17 protein-coding genes are annotated in these 18,842 nt (G+C 59.1%); 7 read left to right on the top strand and 10 right to left on the bottom strand.

The window, feature by feature from the left end; all coding sequences use genetic code 11:
• Nucleotides 1-219: 219 nt before the first annotated feature.
• The 4 genes from KW841_RS15340 to KW841_RS15325 all read right to left on the bottom strand — a co-directional run bounded on the left by KW841_RS15340 (nucleotide 220) and on the right by KW841_RS15325 (nucleotide 4,381).
• Complete coding sequence (locus KW841_RS15340) at nucleotides 220-984, bottom strand: amino acid ABC transporter ATP-binding protein (protein WP_007972685.1); 765 nt, start codon at nucleotides 982-984, stop codon at nucleotides 220-222.
• Nucleotides 985-994: 10 nt separating this feature from the next.
• Entirely contained in the window at nucleotides 995-2,092 is a 1,098-nt protein-coding gene (locus tag KW841_RS15335) for an amino acid ABC transporter permease (protein WP_102698484.1), read from the bottom strand.
• A gap of 10 nt (nucleotides 2,093-2,102) precedes the next feature.
• Nucleotides 2,103-3,284: an amino acid ABC transporter permease gene (locus KW841_RS15330; protein ID WP_218477565.1), complete on the bottom strand. Its 1,182-nt coding sequence runs from the start codon at nucleotides 3,282-3,284 to the stop codon at nucleotides 2,103-2,105.
• Between the two features lie 65 nt (nucleotides 3,285-3,349).
• Complete coding sequence (locus KW841_RS15325; protein WP_217836301.1) at nucleotides 3,350-4,381, bottom strand: amino acid ABC transporter substrate-binding protein; 1,032 nt, start codon at nucleotides 4,379-4,381, stop codon at nucleotides 3,350-3,352.
• A gap of 468 nt (nucleotides 4,382-4,849) precedes the next feature.
• On the opposite strand from KW841_RS15325, the gene KW841_RS15320 reads away from it, so the two are divergent.
• From KW841_RS15320 to KW841_RS15300, 5 genes are all read left to right on the top strand, one after another.
• Nucleotides 4,850-5,506: an alpha/beta hydrolase gene (locus KW841_RS15320; protein ID WP_218477563.1), complete on the top strand. Its 657-nt coding sequence runs from the start codon at nucleotides 4,850-4,852 to the stop codon at nucleotides 5,504-5,506.
• 110 nt (nucleotides 5,507-5,616) lie between these two features.
• A complete protein-coding gene (rhlB, locus tag KW841_RS15315; RefSeq protein WP_218477559.1) occupies nucleotides 5,617-7,107 on the top strand; it encodes an ATP-dependent RNA helicase RhlB in 1,491 nt (496 codons plus the stop codon).
• 123 nt (nucleotides 7,108-7,230) lie between these two features.
• Entirely contained in the window at nucleotides 7,231-8,175 is a 945-nt protein-coding gene (locus KW841_RS15310) for an ornithine cyclodeaminase family protein (RefSeq protein ID WP_218477557.1), read from the top strand.
• 148 nt (nucleotides 8,176-8,323) lie between these two features.
• Nucleotides 8,324-9,451, top strand: a complete 1,128-nt coding sequence (locus tag KW841_RS15305; RefSeq protein ID WP_218477555.1) for an FAD-binding oxidoreductase — start codon at nucleotides 8,324-8,326, stop codon at nucleotides 9,449-9,451.
• Nucleotides 9,452-9,541: 90 nt separating this feature from the next.
• Entirely contained in the window at nucleotides 9,542-10,183 is a 642-nt protein-coding gene (locus tag KW841_RS15300; protein WP_007972668.1) for a transcriptional regulator, read from the top strand.
• 123 nt (nucleotides 10,184-10,306) lie between these two features.
• On the opposite strand, the gene KW841_RS15295 is transcribed toward KW841_RS15300, so the two are convergent.
• From KW841_RS15295 to KW841_RS15270, 6 genes are all read right to left on the bottom strand, one after another.
• On the bottom strand, nucleotides 10,307-11,083 hold the full coding sequence (locus tag KW841_RS15295; RefSeq protein WP_218477552.1) for an ABC transporter substrate-binding protein: 777 nt from the start codon (nucleotides 11,081-11,083) through the stop codon (nucleotides 10,307-10,309).
• A 306-nt stretch (nucleotides 11,084-11,389) separates the two neighbouring features.
• Complete coding sequence (gene moaE / locus KW841_RS15290; RefSeq protein WP_218477550.1) at nucleotides 11,390-11,842, bottom strand: molybdopterin synthase catalytic subunit MoaE; 453 nt, start codon at nucleotides 11,840-11,842, stop codon at nucleotides 11,390-11,392.
• Nucleotides 11,843-11,845: 3 nt separating this feature from the next.
• Nucleotides 11,846-12,088 (bottom strand): molybdopterin converting factor subunit 1, encoded by a 243-nt coding sequence (gene moaD, locus KW841_RS15285; RefSeq protein WP_075945584.1) that lies wholly within the window; start codon nucleotides 12,086-12,088, stop codon nucleotides 11,846-11,848.
• Nucleotides 12,085-12,558 (bottom strand): cyclic pyranopterin monophosphate synthase MoaC, encoded by a 474-nt coding sequence (gene moaC / locus KW841_RS15280; protein ID WP_007972660.1) that lies wholly within the window; start codon nucleotides 12,556-12,558, stop codon nucleotides 12,085-12,087. The genes moaD and moaC overlap by 4 nt, the downstream gene beginning before the upstream one ends.
• A gap of 228 nt (nucleotides 12,559-12,786) precedes the next feature.
• Nucleotides 12,787-14,181 carry a PhoH family protein gene (locus KW841_RS15275; RefSeq protein ID WP_007972659.1) on the bottom strand — a complete coding sequence of 465 codons (1,395 nt, stop codon included), beginning with the start codon at nucleotides 14,179-14,181 and terminating at the stop codon, nucleotides 12,787-12,789.
• 335 nt (nucleotides 14,182-14,516) lie between these two features.
• Nucleotides 14,517-15,641: a polysaccharide deacetylase family protein gene (locus KW841_RS15270; RefSeq protein WP_218477541.1), complete on the bottom strand. Its 1,125-nt coding sequence runs from the start codon at nucleotides 15,639-15,641 to the stop codon at nucleotides 14,517-14,519.
• Between the two features lie 269 nt (nucleotides 15,642-15,910).
• Between KW841_RS15270 and yaaA the strand changes: the two genes are divergently transcribed.
• Both yaaA and KW841_RS15260 read left to right on the top strand, forming a co-directional pair.
• Nucleotides 15,911-16,690 carry a peroxide stress protein YaaA gene (yaaA, locus tag KW841_RS15265; protein WP_007972655.1) on the top strand — a complete coding sequence of 260 codons (780 nt, stop codon included), beginning with the start codon at nucleotides 15,911-15,913 and terminating at the stop codon, nucleotides 16,688-16,690.
• A gap of 808 nt (nucleotides 16,691-17,498) precedes the next feature.
• Complete coding sequence (locus KW841_RS15260; protein WP_007972653.1) at nucleotides 17,499-18,815, top strand: nucleotide sugar dehydrogenase; 1,317 nt, start codon at nucleotides 17,499-17,501, stop codon at nucleotides 18,813-18,815.
• Nucleotides 18,816-18,842: the final 27 nt, after the last annotated feature.

The following is an 18,842-nucleotide window of genomic DNA, read 5'->3' as shown; positions in this document are numbered from 1 at the left end:
AACATATTCCAAGAGGGCAACCGTTCAGAATTGGCGCGTAGCACACCCCCTGTGGGAGCGGGCTCGCTCGCGAAGGCGGCTTAACATTCAACGAGTATGTTGCCTGACACTCCGCTTTCGCGAGCAAGCCCGCTCCCACAGTTTTTTGCATTCGGACGTTAAATCGCGGGCAAAAAAAACCCGGAACATGTCCGGGTTTATTCCAGTGCCTGGGTTCGATCAATGCAGGATCTGGCTTAGGAACAGCTTGGTGCGATCATTCTGTGGGTGATCGAAGAAGTCGTTCGGCGCGGCCTGTTCGACGATTTCGCCCTTGTCCATGAAGATCACGCGGTTGGCCACGGTGCGGGCGAAGCCCATTTCGTGGGTCACGCAGAGCATGGTCATGCCGTCTTCGGCCAGGCCGATCATGGTGTCCAGTACCTCTTTCACCATCTCCGGGTCGAGGGCCGACGTCGGCTCGTCGAACAGCATGATTTTCGGTTTCATACACAGCGCGCGGGCGATCGCCACACGCTGTTGCTGGCCGCCGGACAATTGCCCCGGGTATTTATGCGCCTGCTCCGGAATGCGTACGCGTTCCAGGTAGTGCATGGCGATTTCCTCGGCCTTGCGCTTGGGCATCTTGCGCACCCACATCGGCGCCAGCGTGCAGTTCTGCAGGATGGTCAGGTGCGGGAACAGGTTGAAATGCTGGAACACCATGCCGACTTCGCGGCGGATCGCTTCAATCTGCTTGAGGTCGTTGGTCAGTTCCACGCCATCGACCACGATGCGGCCCTGCTGGTGTTCTTCCAGGCGGTTGAGGCAGCGGATGGTGGTGGACTTGCCGGAACCCGACGGACCGCACAACACGATACGCTCGCCCTGCTTGACGTTGAGGTTGATGTCTTTCAGCACGTGGAACTGGCCGTACCACTTGTTCACGCCCTGCATCTGAATAATGCCTTCAGGGCTCACAGGCTTTTTATTTGCTTCGCTCATAAAAGAACTCCTAACGCTTGTGGCCTGTGTCGAGCTTGCGTTCCAGATGCATGGAATAGCGCGACATACCAAAACAGAAAATCCAGAACACCAGGGCAGCGAACACATAGCCTTCGGTGGCCATGCCCAGCCACTTCGGATCGGCGGCGGCTTGCTTGACGCTGTTGAGCAGGTCGAACAGGCCGATGATGATCACAAGGCTAGTGTCCTTGAACAGCGCGATGAAGGTGTTGACGATGCCTGGGATCACCAGCTTCAGGGCTTGCGGCAAAATCACCAGGCCCATGCTGCGCCAGTAGCCCAGCCCCATCGCTGCAGCCGCTTCGTACTGCCCCTTGGGAATCGCTTGCAGACCACCGCGCACCACCTCGGCCACGTAGGCCGACTGGAACAGGATCACGCCGATCAGGGCCCGCAGCAGCTTGTCGAAGTTCATGCCTTCAGGCAGGAACAGCGGCAGCATCACCGAGGACATGAACAGCACCGTGATCAACGGCACGCCGCGCCAGAATTCGATGAAGGTCACGCAGACCACGCGAATCGCCGGCATGTTGGAACGACGCCCCAGGGCCAGGACAATCCCCAGCGGCAGCGCACCGGCGATGCCGACGGTGGCGATCACCAGGGTCAGCATCAGGCCGCCCCACTGGCTGGTCGCCACGGCGTCCAGACCCAATACGCCGCCATGCAGCAGGCACCAGGCAATGATCGGGTACAGCACCAGAAAGCTCAGCCCGTACACCGCCTTATGGTGAAAGCGCGAGATGAACAACGGCGCCACGCCAACGATCGCCAGCCACACCGTCAGGTCCACGCGCCAGCGCAGTACCGGCGGGTAGTAGCCGTACATGAATTGGCCGAAGCGCTGCTGGATGAACACCCAACAGGCGCCCTCCTTGGTGCAGTCGGCCTGGCTGGTGCCAACCCAGTTGGCATCGAGGATCGCCCACTGCAGGATCGGCGGGACAACCAGGTAAATCAGATAGAACGCAAACAGGGTCAACAGCGTGTTGAGCCAGCTGGAGAACATGTTCGCGCGCATCCACGCCACCGCACCGATGCTGCTGCTCGGTGGGGGCATGTCAGGTTTGAAAGTATGAGTGCTCATGCGCTTTTCCTTACCGCTCGATCAGCGCAATGCGCTTGTTGTACCAGTTCATCAGCAGGGAAATGCTGATACTGATCGCCAGGTACACGCTCATGGTGATCGCAATCACCTCGATCGCCTGGCCGGTCTGGTTCAGCACCGTTCCTGCGAACAGCGAGACCATTTCCGGATAACCGATACCGGCCGCCAGCGAGGAATTCTTCGCCAGGTTCAGGTATTGGCTGGTCAGCGGTGGAATGATCACGCGCAGGGCTTGCGGGATGATCACCTTGCGCAGGGTCGGACCGTTGCGCAGGCCGAGGGAATGCGCCGCTTCGGTCTGGCCGTGGCTGACCGACTTGATGCCCGAGCGCACGATCTCGGCGATGAATGCCGCGGTGTACACGGTCAAAGCCAGGGTCAGTGCCAGCAGTTCCGGGATCAGTACCCAGCCACCGACGAAGTTGAAGCCCTGCAGCTTCGGCATCTCCCAGTGCACCGGTGCGCCGAAAACCAGCGCGCACAGCGCAGGGATCACCAGGAACAGCGCCAGGCCAACCCAGAACTTGTGGAATGGCACACCGGTGGCTTCAAAGCGTTTGGTGGCCCAGCGGCTCATCAGCACAATGGCGACGATGGCGACTACAACGCTGATCACAAACGGCCAGAAACCGTCCGCCATCAACGCCGCCGGCATGTTCAGGCCACGGCTGCTGACAAAGAAGGTATCGCCGAAGTTGTGGCTGTTGCGCGGCCCAGGCATGGTCAGGAACACCGCGAAGTACCAGAACAGGATCTGCAGCAGCGGCGGAATGTTGCGGAAGACTTCCACATACACCGTCGCCACTTTGGCGATGATCCAGTTCTTCGACAGCCGCGCCACACCCACGATGAAACCCAGGATCGTCGCCAGGATCACGCCGATGAAGGTCACCAGCAGCGTGTTGAGCAGGCCGATGACAAACACCCGGGCGTATGTGTCCGCTTCGGTGTAGTCGATCAGGTGTTGAGCGATGCCGAAACCGGCACTGCGCTCCAGAAAGTCGAAACCGGAGGTAATGCCCCGGTGCTGCAGGTTGGTCTGGGTGTTATCGAACAGATACCAGCCCAGCGAGACCACCCCGATAACCGTGATGATCTGGAATACCCACGCACGCACTCGTGGATCGCTGAGGCTGAGCCTCTGCTTAGGTGCGCCGATTGAATTTTGCATGAAGTGCCCCGGAAATAATGGAACAGAACATCACCCGGTGGTTGGCCCACCGGGTGATAGAACCATCAGCGCACTGGTGGTGCGTATTGAATGCCGCCAGCGTTCCACAGAGCGTTCAGCCCGCGGTCGATTTCCAGCGGAGTGCTCTTGCCGAGGTTTTTCTCGAACACTTCGCCGTAGTTACCCACTTGCTTGACGATCTGCACGACCCAGTCTTTCTTCACTTTCAGGTCTTTGCCGTATTCACCGTCGGTACCCAGCAGACGGGCAACGTCAGGGTTCTTGGTGCCCTTGGCTTCGGCTTCGACGTTTTTCGAAGTGATGCCGGCTTCTTCAGCGTTGAGCATGGCGTAGCCAGTCCAGCGCGCGATGGCCAACCACTCGTCGTCACCATTACGCACGACCGGGCCCAGAGGCTCCTTGGAAATGGTTTCCGGCAGAACCACGTAGTCCTTCGGCGAAGCCAGCTTGCTGCGCTGGGCGAACAGCTGGGATTTGTCGGAGGTCAGTACGTCGCAACGACCGGATTCCAGCGACTTGGCGCTTTCGTCGGAGGTGTCGAAGGTGATCGGGGTGTATTTCAGGCCGTTGCCGCGGAAGTAGTCGGAAACGTTCAGCTCGGTGGTAGTACCGGCCTGGATGCAGATGGTTGCACCGTCCAGCTCTTTAGCGCTTTTCACGCCCAGCTTGTTGTTTACCAGGAAGCCGATGCCGTCGTAGTAGGTGATGAAGCCCGGGAATTTCAGGCCCATGCCCGCGTCACGGGAACTGGTCATGGTGGTGTTGCGCGACAGAATGTCGATTTCGCCGGACTGCAGCGCGGTGAAGCGCTCCTTGGCGTTCAACTGGCTGAACTTGACCTTGGTCGCGTCGCCGAAGACAGCCGCCGCCACTGCACGGCAGTAGTCAGCATCGATACCGACGATCTTGCCGGTGGAATCCGGAACCGAGAAGCCTGGCAGGCCATCGCTGACGCCACACTGCACGAAACCTTTCTTCATCACTGCATCCAGGGTTGCACCCGCCTGGGCAAACCCGCTGACACCGAGTACCGCGGCTGCAGTCACGATAGCCAGGGTGGATTTCAACATCTTCATTCAAACCTCCAGTTTTGCTCTTGTTGTGTCGGAGCGTGAGTCCTGTCGCACCCTTTTGAGGCGTAGTCGACCCGTGTTGGCTTGTTTTGGGGTCAACCGACGTAAGACGTTAGCTATGAGTCTAGTAGGAGAAAATCCACGTCATGGAAAACTCACTCTCACCAGTCGGCCGAACGGGCTGTAGCCCTTTCACGTTCGCGAAGCCCCGTATCGGCCTGTGGCGAACATCCATCACCGGATTTTTTTCAATCCCACTAACAACCTTGGCCTGATAGTGTTACCGACAGGCGTAGGATTTTTCATACAGTGTTCGCCATAGCAAAGCCCGTACCAGACCGCTCGCCGAAGCGGTTCAGCTGCAGGTCAATAGCAAAACTTGTAACCTTGCGACATCTTCGTAACTGATCAACCAGACACGCACTCAGCCCTCGCACTCAATGAGAGCGCATGCACACTTTTGGAGCAGCCATGACCAACCCCTTGATTCTTGAACCCGTCAAGACCGCAGACGCCTGCGTTATCTGGCTGCACGGCCTGGGTGCCGATCGCTACGACTTCCTGCCAGTGGCCGAAGCCCTGCAGGAATCCCTGTTGAGCACCCGCTTTGTTTTGCCCCAGGCGCCGAGCCGCGCCGTCACCATCAACGGCGGATACGAGATGCCGAGCTGGTACGACATATTGGCCATGAGCCCCGCGCGCGCGATCAACCGCGAGCAACTGGAAGCGTCTGCCAACTGGATCATCGAACTGATCGAATCGCAGAAGGCCAGCGGAATAGACGCCTCGCGGATTTTCCTGGCCGGCTTTTCCCAAGGCGGAGCCGTGGTGATCCACACCGCGTTTCTGAAGTGGCAAGGACCGCTGGGTGGCGTCGTTGCTCTTTCTACTTATGCACCGACCTTCAGTGACGAACTGCAACTGTCCGCCAGCCAGCAGCGCATTCCGGTACTGTCGATGCACGGCCAATACGACGATGTGGTGCAGAACTCGATGGGACGCAGCGCCTACGAGCACTTGAAGCATCGTGGTGTCACCGTGACATGGCAGGAATACCCAATGGGCCACGAAGTGTTACCCGAGGAAATTCGCGACATCGGCACCTGGCTCTCCGAGCGCTTGCGTTAACCCTTCAGGTTCCTTTCTTTGTTTAAAAGGCCCCTTTGATCCATCCCACTACGCCGCGCCCGATTCTTGCATTACACTGGCCGGCGTACATTCCTTAACCAATTGATGAGATGACCGTGCTCAAAGCACTCAAGAAAATGTTCGGTAAAAGCGAGACTGAGCAACTCGCGCCAGTCTCCAGCGCTCCGTCTCACGCTCCCAGCCACCGCACCGACGGTAATCAGCCTGAACGGACCGCCACCACGACGGCACCCAAGCATGAGCCGAAGCCCGCACCCGCTGCCCAGCCTGTGGCGATAGCAGCCCCGGAACAGCCGCTCAGCGAAACGCCGAAACCCGCCAAACCGCGCCGCGAACCCAAGCCCAAGGCGCCGGTCATCCCATGGAAACTCGAAGACTTCGTTGTTGAGCCCCAGGAAGGTAAAACCCGCTTCCACGATTTCAAGCTGGCCCCTGAACTGATGCATGCCATCCAGGACCTGGGCTTCCCGTATTGCACGCCGATCCAGGCACAGGTGCTGGGTTTCACCCTCGCCGGCAAAGACGCCATCGGCCGCGCCCAGACCGGTACCGGCAAAACCGCTGCGTTCCTGATCTCGATCATCACCCAGTTGCTGCAAACCCCGCCGCCGAAAGAGCGCTACATGGGTGAGCCACGGGCGCTGATCATCGCGCCCACCCGCGAACTGGTGGTGCAGATCGCCAAGGACGCCGCCGACCTGACCAAGTACACCGGCCTCAACGTCATGACCTTCGTCGGCGGCATGGACTTCGACAAGCAGCTCAAGCACCTCGAAGCCCGCCACTGTGACATCCTGGTGGCCACGCCAGGCCGCCTGCTGGACTTCAACCAGCGCGGCGACGTGCATCTGGACATGGTCGAAGTGATGGTGCTGGACGAAGCCGACCGCATGCTCGACATGGGCTTCATCCCGCAAGTGCGCCAGATCATTCGCCAGACGCCGCCGAAGGCCGAGCGCCAGACGCTGCTGTTCTCCGCGACCTTCACCGAAGACGTGATGAACCTGGCCAAGCAATGGACCACCGACCCTGCCATCGTCGAAATCGAAGTCACCAACGTGGCCAACGAAAACGTCGAGCAGCACATCTACGCGGTGGCCGCTGCCGACAAATACAAACTGCTCTACAACCTGGTCAACGACAATGGCTGGGAGCGCGTGATCGTATTCGCCAACCGCAAGGATGAAGTGCGGCGCATCGAAGAACGCCTGGTGCGCGACGGCATCAACGCCGCGCAACTGTCCGGCGACGTGCCGCAGCACAAGCGCATAAAGACACTGGAAGGTTTCCGCGAAGGCAAGATCCGGGTCCTGGTCGCCACAGACGTGGCCGGTCGCGGTATCCACATCGACGGCATCAGCCACGTGATCAACTTCACCCTGCCGGAAGTGCCGGACGACTACGTGCACCGCATCGGACGGACCGGTCGTGCTGGCGCCGACGGTGTGTCCATCAGCTTTGCCGGTGAAGACGACTCCTACCAGTTACCGTCCATCGAGGAAAAACTGGGGCGCAAGATCAGCTGTGAAACACCACCGACGCATCTGTTGCGGGCGGTTGAACGCAAGCGTCCGCACTAAACGACGCTGAAAAGACAAGCGCAGCCGGAAACGGACTGCGCTTTTTTTTCGCCCGGATATTGTGAGATACAACTAAAAGTCCATAATAGACAAATTAGTTTACTTTCAGTCCCGGAGCCGACCATGTCCAATACGCCCCAAGTGATCAACCAGAACCAGGCTCGCGAGTTGCTGGCACAGGTCGACGTGCCGCAGATCCTGCGCAAAATGTTCCGTGACCTGGCGGCCGGGCAAGCCGTGCAACCGGCACAACAACTGGTGGAGTTTCCCCAGGGCGCCGGCGACTTCATCAACTACCTGGGGGTGTTGGCCGAAGACGGCGTGTACGGCATCAAGACTTCGCCGTACATCGTCCGTGAGCAGGGCCCCTTGGTGACCGCGTGGACTGTGCTGATGTCGATGCAGACTGGTCAGCCGCTATTGCTGTGCGACGCGGTTGAACTGACCACCGCACGCACCGCCGCGACCACCGCCGTGGCGGTCGATGCCCTCGCGCCGCTGGCTGCCAATCGCCTGGCCATCATCGGCAGCGGCAAAGTGGCCCAGGCGCACCTGCATTACGTGAAAGGCCTGCGCGACTGGCAGAGCATCAGCCTGTACGCGCCGAACCTGAACGATGATGCTCAGACCATGAGCCTGCTGAAAAACATCGAGCCACGCCTGAACATCGTCGAGAGTCGCGAAGCAGCCGTGCAGGACGCCGACGTGATCATGCTCTGCACCTCATCCGCAGGTCCAGTGATCGATCCGTCGAGCTTGCGCAAACCGGCGCTGATCACCTCCATCAGCACCAACGCCCCGCGTGCCCACGAAGTGCCGCCGCAGAGCCTCAATGACATGCAGGTGTTCTGCGACTATCGCCTGACCACCCCGGGCGCGGCCGGTGAAATGCTGATCGCCGGCGAACAACATGGCTGGGACAAGAGCGCGATTGTCGGCGACCTGCCGGACCTGCTCAGCGATAAAGTCCAGCGCCCCGGTTACGATCGGCATGTGTTTTTCCGCTCCATCGGCCTGGGTCTGGAAGATATTGCGCTGGCCAATGCGATCTACCGCCTCACGCACTAACACCAACAGTCACCTGTGGGAGCGAGCTTGCTCGCGATAGCTATCTGTCATTCAGAAATGATGTTGACTGATACACCGCCATCGCGAGCAAGCTCGCTCCCACAAAGGCACCGACTTCATTGGCATTGGCGCTCTAAAGGAGACATTCATGAGCCAGGCAGATTTCATCATCATCGGCGGCGGTATCGCCGGCGCTTCCACCGGTTTCTGGCTGTCGCAGTATGGCCGAGTGATCGTGCTCGAACGCGAATCCCATCCAGCCTACCATTCCACCGGACGTTCGGCGGCGCTGTACACCGCCGCCTACGGCACCCCGCAAGTCCGCGCACTGACCCTGGCCAGCCGAGACTTTTTCGACAATCCGCCCAGCGGCTTCTGCGAACACCCGCTGCTGACGCCACGTGGCGAAATGACCGTGGATTTCACCGGCGACCCCGACGAACTGAACAGGCAATACCAGAGCGCGAAAGCCACGGTGCCGGAGATGCAATTGCTCAGCACCGACGAGGCTTGCGCGCTGGTACCTATCCTGCGCCGGGAAAAAGTCCACGGCGCGATCTACGACCCGACCGCCACCGACATCGACACCGATGCCCTGCATCAGGGATACCTGCGCGGCATCCGCCGCAACCGGGGCGAAGTCCACACCGACGCCGAAGTCGTCAGCCTGAGCCGCGATGACCAGGGTACATGGCACGTCCAGACCGGCACTCAGTCGTTCAGCGCCCCGGTCATCATCAACGCCGCCGGCGCCTGGGCCGACAAGATCGGCGAACTGGCCGGAGCCAAGCCCCTGGGCCTGCAACCGAAACGTCGCGCCGCGTTCATCTTCGCCGGCCCGGAGGGCGTGGACATCCATCATTGGCCGATGCTGGTCAGCCTCGACGAATCCTTCTACATGAAACCCGACGCCGGGATGTTCCTCGGTTCGCCGGCCAACGCCGACCCGGTGGAACCCCATGACGTACAGCCTGAAGAGCTGGACATCGCCATGGGCATCTACCAGATCGAAGAAGCCACGACCCTGACCATTCGCCGCCCGACCCGCACCTGGGCCGGCCTGCGCAGCTTCGTCAGCGACGGCGATCTGCTGTCCGGTTTCGATCCACAGGTGCCAGGGCTGTTCTGGGTCGCGGCGCAAGGCGGGTATGGCATCCAGACTTCGCCGGCCATGGGCCAGGCCAGCGCGGCACTGGTGCGCGGTGCAGCGTTACCCGAGTCGCTCGGCCGTTTCGGCCTGAATGCCGACATGCTCTCCCCTGCCCGCCTCGGCTGAACCTGATCCTCAGGTGACGTGCCCCCACGATTACGGCACACTTTCAGCGCCCCTTTGATGGGGCGCTGACGCTGCCTGGAGTTCCACTGTATGAACGCCCCCGAAAAAGACTCGGCCCTGGACGACACGTCCCTGGATAACTTCCACGCGATCGCCGACGCCATCGCCACGTTGTTTTTCCCCCACGCCGAAGTGGTGCTGCACGACCTGCGCACGCAAAAGGTCGACTACATCGCCAACAACCTGTCCAAGCGGGAAATCGGCGACGACTCGGCTCTGGAGGACATGCTCAGCGACGATGTCAGCGAACGAAACATCGGGCCGTACGAAAAGCTCAATTGGGATGGCCAGAAGATTCGCAGCCTCAGCACGGTACTGCGCGACAGCGAAGGTCATCCGCTGGCGGTGCTGTGCATCAACCTGAATATTTCGCTGTTCGAGAATGCCAAGGCCGCTTTGGACCTGTTCCTGTCGCCGACCAAATTGATCCCGCAACCGGATGCACTGTTCCGCGATGACTGGCAGGAGCGGATCAACACCTTCCTTCACGCCTGGTTGCGCGAACGTCAGTTGAGCCTGAACCTGCTGACCCGCGACCACAAACGCGAGCTGGTGCTGGCGCTGCACGCCGAAGGCGCGTTCAAGGGCAAAAGCGCATCGAACTACGTGGCCAATGTGCTGAACATGGGCCGGGCGACGGTGTACAAGCATTTGAAGGAATTGAAGGGCTGAAGATTGTATTGAATGATCGGGCCCCTTCGCGGGCAAGCCCGCTCCCACAGGTTCGGAGGTGTACATATGTTTTGTGTACGACTCGGACACTGTGGGAGCGGGCTTGCCCGCGATAGCGATTGATCAGTCGCCGTAGATATCCGACTTGAAATACTTCTCGGAAATCTTCTGGTACTCACCATTGGCACGAATGCCATCAATGGCCGTGTTCAACTCGCTGACCAGTTCAGTGTTGCCCTTGCGCACGGCAATCCCCGCACCCTCGCCCACATACTTCGGATCTTTCAGCTCCGGCCCGACAAAGGCGTAACCCTTGCCACGCGGCATCGACAGGAAGTCATTGAGTGGAATGGTGTCGGCAAAAATCGCGTCGAGGCGACCGGCCGCCAGGTCCATGTAGATTTCTTCGTTGTTGCTGTAGCGCTTGACGTTGATGCCCTTGGGCTCGAACACCTCGGTGGCGTAACGGTCGGTGGTGGTGGCGCGCTGCACGCCGACGGTCTTGCCCTTGAGGCTGGCGTACTGATCATCCACCAACGCGCCGTCCTTCATCACCAGGCGCGACGAAGTGAAATAGTACTTGTGGGTGAAGTCCACCGACTTCTTGCGGTCTTCATTGATGGTCATGGACGACAGCGCCATGTCGATTTTCTTCACCTTCAGGGAAGGAATCAGACCGTCGAATTCGCCTTCGACCCACACACACTTGGCCTTCATCTGGGCGCACAGGGCATTGCCGATGTCATAGTCGAAACCGACGATCTCGCCTTTGTCGGTTTTCGAAGCGAACGGTGGATACGCGGCTTCGATGCCGATGCGCAGGGTTTTCTCGGCGGCGAACACAGAACTGCACGCCAACAGGCTCAGGGCCAGACCGGTGATGAGGGGGAACTTCTTCATGTTCGTTTTCTCGCGGTTGTTGTTGGTTTGGCAAGACAGAAGAAAAAGCTGAAACGGGGTGGAAACCTTTTTTGTACTTATAATTCCATCTTGGACTTTTATGTATTGATCGTCAATCAGGCAAATGCAGCCCGTGCCGGCCGATGGTCGGGTGGTGAATCCAGGAGTGATTGGTTGAATCGAAAGGCCTCATCGCGAGCAAGCTCGCTCCCACAGGTTCTTCGTCGTACACAAAATTCATGTTCGACCAGATCCACTGTGGGAGCGAGCTTGCTCGCGATGACTGACTAAAGAACGCAGAAGGAACTACTGCTTCCAGCGATCCGCCGCCGCATGATCACTGTCACGCCCTTCCACCCACCGCGGCCCGTCGCTGGTGATTTCCTTCTTCCAGAACGGCGCGCGGGTTTTCAGGTAATCCATGACAAAGGCGCAGGCGTCGAATGCCGCCTGACGATGAGCGCTGGCCGCGCCGACGAAGACAATCGGCTCGCCCGGCTCCAGGGCGCCGATGCGGTGCAGCACTTCCAGCTTGAGCAAGGGCCAGCGCTGTTCAGCCTCGATGGCGATCTTGCCCAGGGCCTTTTCAGTCATGCCGGGATAGTGTTCGAGGAACATCCCGGCGACGTCCAGGCCGTCATTGAAATCGCGCACGTAACCGACAAAACTCACCACGGCACCCACACCGACATTGGCGTCGTGCATGGCGTTGACCTCGGCGCCCGGATCGAACGGCGTGGACTGCACGCGAATGGCCATGGTTCAGCCTCCGGTCACGGTCGGGAAGAACGCCACTTCATCGCCCTCGCTGACCGGCTCGTCGAGCTGGCAGAGGTCTTCGTTACGGGCGCACATCAGGTTCTGCTCGCTCAATACCTCAGCACCGTCACGTTGGGCCAACAACGCGCGGACATCGTCGACGGTGGCGAAGTTGCCTTCAACCTTCACCGAGTCCAGCCCCAGCGCTTCACGATAACGAGCGAAAAACTTCACGGTCACGTTCATGGCTGCTCCGCCTGGAAATGTCCGCTCTTGCCGCCGACCTTCTCCAGCAGACGCACACTTTCGATGGTCATGCCGCGGTCCACGGCCTTGCACATGTCGTAGATGGTCAGCGCGGCGACACTGGCAGCGGTCAGGGCCTCCATCTCGACGCCGGTCTGCCCGGACAGCTTACAGCGCGCCACGATACGCACCGAATCGTCGCCTTCGGCACTGAGTTCGACCTTGACGCCGGTCAGCATCAGCGGATGGCACAGGGGAATCAGATCACTGGTTTTCTTCGCCGCCTGGATGCCGGCAATGCGCGCCACGGCAAACACATCACCCTTGGGGTGGCCGCCGCTGACGATCATCTGCAGGGTCTCGGGCAGCATGCGCACCAGCGCTTGGGCCGTCGCCTCACGGAACGTCACGGCTTTTTCAGTGACGTCGACCATGTTGGCGCGGCCTTGGGAATCGAGATGAGTCAGCACGGGATTACTCCTGATCAGGAGCGTCGATTGTAAACCTGTGGGTCAATTTTTCGCACGCACGATTATCGGATGTGCCCCCCTGTAGGAGCTGCCGAAGGCTGCGATCTTTTGATCTTGCCCTAAAAAGCAAAATCAAAAGATCGCAGCCTTCGGCAGCTCCTACAGGGATTGTTGTTCGCCATAAAAAACCGGGCGGCTTTTGAGGCCGCCCGGTTTTGTGTGGAGCGATTACAAGTGCGATTCGGCGTATTCGGCCAGGATCGAACGTGGAACCCCTTGCAGGGTGATGTGCACCCCGTTCGGGAAGTCCTTGAAGCGTTCAGTGAGGTAGGTCAGCCCGGAGCTGGTCGCGGACAGGTAAGGGGTGTCGATCTGTGCCAGGTTGCCCAGGCACACCACTTTGGAACCGGCGCCGGCACGGGTGATGATGGTTTTCATCTGGTGCGGTGTGAGGTTCTGGCATTCGTCGATCAGGATCAGGCTCTGCTGGAAGCTGCGGCCCCGGATGTAGTTGAGGGATTTGAACTGCAACGGCACTTTGCTGAGGATGTAGTCGACGCTGCCATGGGTGCTTTCGTCATCCATGTGCAAGGCTTCGAGGTTGTCGGTGATGGCGCCCAGCCACGGCTCCATTTTTTCCGCCTCGGTGCCGGGCAGGAAGCCGATTTCCTGGTCCAGGCCCTGCACGCTGCGGGTGGCGATGATGCGGCGATAACGTTTGCTGACCATGGTCTGTTCGATCGCAGCGGCCAGCGCCAGGATGGTTTTACCCGAGCCCGCGGCACCCGACAGGTTGACCAGGTGGATGTCCGGATCGAGCAAGGCGTACAACGCCAGGCTCTGATAGATATCACGCGGTTTCAGGCCCCAGGCCTCCTGGTGCAGCAGCGGTTCCTGGTGCAGGTCGAGGATCAGCAAGCGGTCCTCTTCGATCTCCTTGATCCAGCCGACAAAGCCCTGTTCATCAATGATGAACTCATTGATGTGCACCGCCGGCAGGTTGTCGATCAACTGCACCTGATGCCAGGTGCGGCCGTGGTCCTGACGGGTTTCGACCTTGCTTACACGGTCCCAGAAAGAGCCGGTCATGTTGTGGTAGCCATTGGGCAGCAAGGACACGTCATCGACCAGTTGGTCGGTGCTGTAGTCCTCGGCCGCGATCCCGCAGGCGCGCGCCTTGAGGCGCATGTTGATGTCTTTGGTGACCAGCACCACGGGCTTTTTCGGGTCGCGCGTGTGCAGATCGATCAGTTGATTGATGATTTTGTTGTCATTCAGGTGCTCGGGCAGAATCAGGTTCGGCTCGGCATGCTTGCTCATCAGAATTGACAGCAAACCCTTGGGTCCGCTTTTGCCACGCTGGATCGGCACACCCTGCTCGACGTCCTCGGGTGAGGCATCGCCCAGGGTCTTGTCGATCAGGCGGATGGCCTGGCGGCATTCGGCGGCAACGCTGTGATGCCCGCTCTTGAGCTTGTCGAGCTCCTCAAGGACGGTCATCGGGATCGCGACGTGGTGTTCTTCGAAGTTGAGCAGCGCGTTTGGATCGTGAATCAATACGTTGGTATCGAGTACATAAAGGATTGGCTGGTTGGAAGAAGAGCTACGTCCGTGATCATCCATACTCGGTCACCTTTGTGGGAGCCATTCGACGCAATACCTTGACGGTGCTGCGCCTCGAAGTGACTGCCGAATACACCTGCGGGGACTCAAGTGTTCTGCATACATGCGGGGTCTTGGGAGACGCCACCTGTGTTGCAGGTTTCGGCGGTCTGTCTTCGTAATACTCCAAAACGTGTGACAGAAAAAAGTACTTTGACGCTTTTTTGAAGTTTATTTTTCAGAGTGACCAATAACACTTGGCGGACTGCCATCACCCGTTTACAGTCGGAAGTCAACCTGCAACAAACTCCCCTGCAAAATCGCCAAAAACCCAATGTTTACTGGGTTTGGCCGTTTCAGCGAAATGCATCCTGGCAATCCTCCCAACCGATCCCGACCGGCGCCGTTTGTGTGACCAGCCACGGCAACGCCGTTTTCACCCCATCCTGCTTCACATTGAAATTGATGACCCCGTGCCGCCACAGCAGCATCAGGGTCAGCACCCGTTGCGCACTCGGGTTGCCCTTGAGTTTGCCGGCGCCGTCCTGGGCGTCGATGTCCCACAGCGCTACCTGCAATCCCTGAGCCTTGAAGAAGCCTTCGGCATCGGAACGGCGTTGGCCATCGGGCGGACGGAACAGTGGCACGAAGTTCTCCGGCAGCTTGCTTTTGACCAGTTCGGCGCTGCGGCGCACCGAGTCCTGCCAATCCTGCCAGTGACTGTGGGAGCGAAACTCCCAGCCTTGCACGCCGATGCACTGGGTCGAGTAGGTGGCTTGCAGGTGACTCACCGATTGCTCGGCCAAACGGGCCTGGATGTCCTTGCCGAGGACGAAGAACGTCCCGCTCATGTTCGACTTGCGCAGGTACTCGGTGACCCTGGCGGTGTTGTCCGGCGCGGCGTTGGCAGCACTGTCGAAGGTCAGCAGAAACAGCCGGTCGTGCATCCCGTCGCCGGAGCGCTCATAGTCACCAAAATGATCGACTTCGCTGCTGGCTTGCGGGAACAAGGCGGCCTTGCGCAATTGTTCGTCCAGGTACTGGGTGTGGAACACACGACTCGGTTCGGCCCACTTGATGTAGTAGCTGTCTGCACTGACCTGGAACTTGGCAGCTTGTTCGCGCAGGGTGGGCATGTCTTCGACCAGAAAACAGAACGAGGCATCCTGGTCGCAACTCTGTTGGGCGTAGTTGTAGTTGGCCAGCAGCCGCTGCCACATACGTTGGCGAACCCGGTTGACCGACTCCAGGTTGATGGTGCGCAAGCCCAGGCGCTGGGCCAGGGCGGGTTCGTCCAGCGCTTCACTGGCCAACAGCACACTGGAAAACATCAGGATCTCGGCCCTCGACGCCACGTCGAACAGCGTTGGACTGACGAGTTTTTCTGGCCAGGTGCTGCGATCAAGCGTCGCCACATCGCCGGGTGCCGCGAGGGCAGCGACGCTCAGTAGCCAGATCGAGATGAGAAAAGCGATACGCAATGGGATGTCTCCATAACAAAACCCGCGCGGCACTATAGCTGATCGCGGCCCTCATTCCCGCAGCAACCCCAATCTCCTGTGGGAGCGAGCTTGCTCGCGATGACGGTGCATCAGCCAACATCTTTTCCGAATGTCAGACCGCTATCGCGAGCAAGCTCGCTCCCACAGGGTTTGGTGCAAGGCCACCGGCCATCACCTATTACCCCGATAGCTGGAGTCAAGGCCGACAACCCCCTAGAATCGCGGCCACGATTAAAGGAGACGACTTCATGCTGATGGTGATTTCACCCGCCAAGACCCTCGACTATGAAACACCGCCGGCGACCCAGCGTTTCACTCAGCCGCAGTACCTCGACCACTCTCAGGAGCTGATCCTGCAGTTGCGCGAGTTGTCCCCGGCACAGATCAGCGAACTGATGCACGTTTCCGACAAGATCGGCGGGCTCAACGCCGCGCGTTTCGGCAGCTGGACGCCCGCCTTCACCCCGGAAAACGCCAAGCAGGCGCTACTGGCCTTCAAGGGCGATGTGTACACAGGCCTGAATGCACAAACCTTCAGCGAAGCCGATTTCGACTATGCCCAGCAGCATCTGCGCATGTTGTCCGGCCTGTACGGCCTGCTGCGCCCACTGGACCTGATGCAACCCTATCGCCTGGAAATGGGCACCCGGCTGGCCAACGCCCGGGGCAAGGACCTGTATGCCTTCTGGGGTACACGCATCAGCGAATGGCTGAACGAAGCCCTGGTCGATCAAGGCGATGACGTGCTGCTGAACCTAGCTTCCAACGAGTACTTCTCGGCGGTCAAGCGCAGCGCCTTGAACGCACGCATCATCAATACCGAATTCAAGGACCTGAAGAACGGCCAGTACAAGATCATCAGCTTCTACGCGAAAAAGGCTCGCGGCTTGATGAGCCGCTTCGTCATCGAAGAACGCATCAACGATCCGGCCACCCTCAAGCAATTCGACGTTCAAGGCTATCGCTACAGCGCTGAACAGTCCAAACCGGACAACCTGGTGTTTCTGCGCGATCACGCACCAGAGTGATGCAGCCGGTCGGCGCATGAGCGAACAACCCCTCATGCGCTGCCCATTGATCGTCCGACAATTCCCCTCTGATCGCCAACCTATTGGCGTCAAAAAACCATTGATCGTTTTCCTAACTTTAGTTTCACTCGACTTCAATCATTTTTTTGCGTAGTGGCACTGACTTTTTTTAACAGTAGTGGCAAAAAACTATCCGCCCCAATTATACGCCTATATATAAAGGGCCAAACGGCAAGTGCTATCAATATGAGAGCAGTGCCATCTTTCTCAATATTTCAAGAAATTTCAGATTTCACGATGAGCGGACTGGAACTATGTCCAAACGCGCCGTTCATACCACTGGCAACGATTCTCGCCGAGCCTGTACGAGATAACTTACACAGATAAGCGATTCTTGTAGCGAAGTTGCAATATTAACTTGCGCTGGCTAATCACTGATTTGAACAACGGCAAGCGGACAGGAGATAACGCAGTATGACTATCCCCTACAAGGCCACGGCTGCGCCCCTATAAACGTGCTCACCCGAGCACCCAACCGCTTGATCTGCGGGCTTCCGGCCTGAGATCAAGCGTGCAAGGCCGTTGCACCTGCATCCTCCGAAAGGAGGATCGGCTGCATAACAGGGCAAATCATAACAACAAGGCCTAGTTGCGCACCCCTTGAGTGCATTTATTTAGACACTCGTAACTTATATGCCAGCACACGGCATTGCTGCGCCTGCAAGGCGCACTTGCGAGTGCACTAAAACACGCTGAAAACCATTAACTCCGGCCATCTAATGGCTTGATCAATACAGAGGTAATTGCGATGCGCATCAGCATATTTGGTTTGGGTTACGTTGGCGCAGTATGTGCCGGTTGCCTGTCTGCACGGGGTCATGACGTCGTTGGCGTCGATGTGGCAAAAGACAAGATCGATATGATCAATGCCGGCAAATCGCCGATTGTTGAACCAGGCCTGGGCGAACTTCTGGCCCAGGGCATCCAGACCGGTCGCCTGCGTGGCACCACCAACTTCGCCGAGGCGATTCGCGACACTGACCTGTCGATGATCTGCGTGGGCACGCCGAGCAAAAAGAACGGCGACCTGGAACTGAACTACATCGAGGCAGTGTGCCGCGAAATCGGTTTTGTCCTGCGTGACAAGACCACCCGCCACACCATCGTCGTGCGCAGCACCGTGTTGCCGGGCACCGTGGCCAACGTGGTCATCCCGATTCTCGAAGACTGCTCCGGCAAGAAGGCCGGCGTTGATTTCGGTGTGGCCGTGAACCCTGAGTTCCTGCGCGAAAGCACCGCCATCGCCGACTACGACCAGCCGCCAATGACCGTCATCGGCGAGTTCGACAAAGCGTCCGGTGACGTTCTGCAATCGCTGTACGAAGAGCTCGACGCGCCGATCATCCGCAAGGACATCGCGGTCGCCGAGATGATCAAGTACACCTGCAACGTGTGGCACGCCACCAAGGTCACCTTCGCCAACGAAATCGGCAACATCGCCAAGGCGGTCGGCGTCGACGGTCGCGAAGTGATGGACGTGGTCTGCCAGGACAAGACTCTGAACCTGTCCCAGTACTACATGCGTCCGGGCTTCGCCTTCGGCGGCTCGTGCCTGCCAAAGGACGTGCGCGCACTGACCTACCGCGCCGGCTCCCTGGACGTGGAAGCGCCGTTGCTCAACTCGCTGATGCGCAGCAACGAATCCCAGGTGCAGAACGCTTTCGACATCGTTTCCAGCCACGACAAACGCAAAGTCGCCCTGCTGGGCCTGAGCTTCAAGGCCGGTACCGACGACCTGCGCGAAAGCCCGCTGGTTGACCTGGCGGAAATGCTGATCGGCAAGGGCTACGACCTGAGCATCTACGACAGCAACGTCGAGTACGCCCGCGTTCACGGTGCCAACAAGGACTACATCGAGTCGAAGATCCCGCACGTCTCGTCCTTGCTCAACGCCGACTTCGACGCGGTGATCAACAACTCCGACGTGATCATCCTCGGCAACCGTGACGAGAAATTCCGTGCCCTGGTGCAGGACGTTCCACACGGCAAGCAGGTGATCGACCTGGTGGGCTTCATGTCCAAGGCCACCAGCGTCAAAGGTCGCACCGAAGGCATCTGCTGGTAAGCCCCCTGTAGGAGCGAGCTTGCTCGC

The sequence above is a fragment of the Pseudomonas sp. PDM28 genome (assembly GCF_019219115.1).
In the GTDB taxonomy this organism is placed as follows: Bacteria; Pseudomonadota; Gammaproteobacteria; order Pseudomonadales; family Pseudomonadaceae; genus Aquipseudomonas; species Aquipseudomonas laurylsulfatiphila.
Note: the sequence above shows the minus strand (reverse complement) of the source record. Positions and strands in the feature narration are given on the sequence as shown.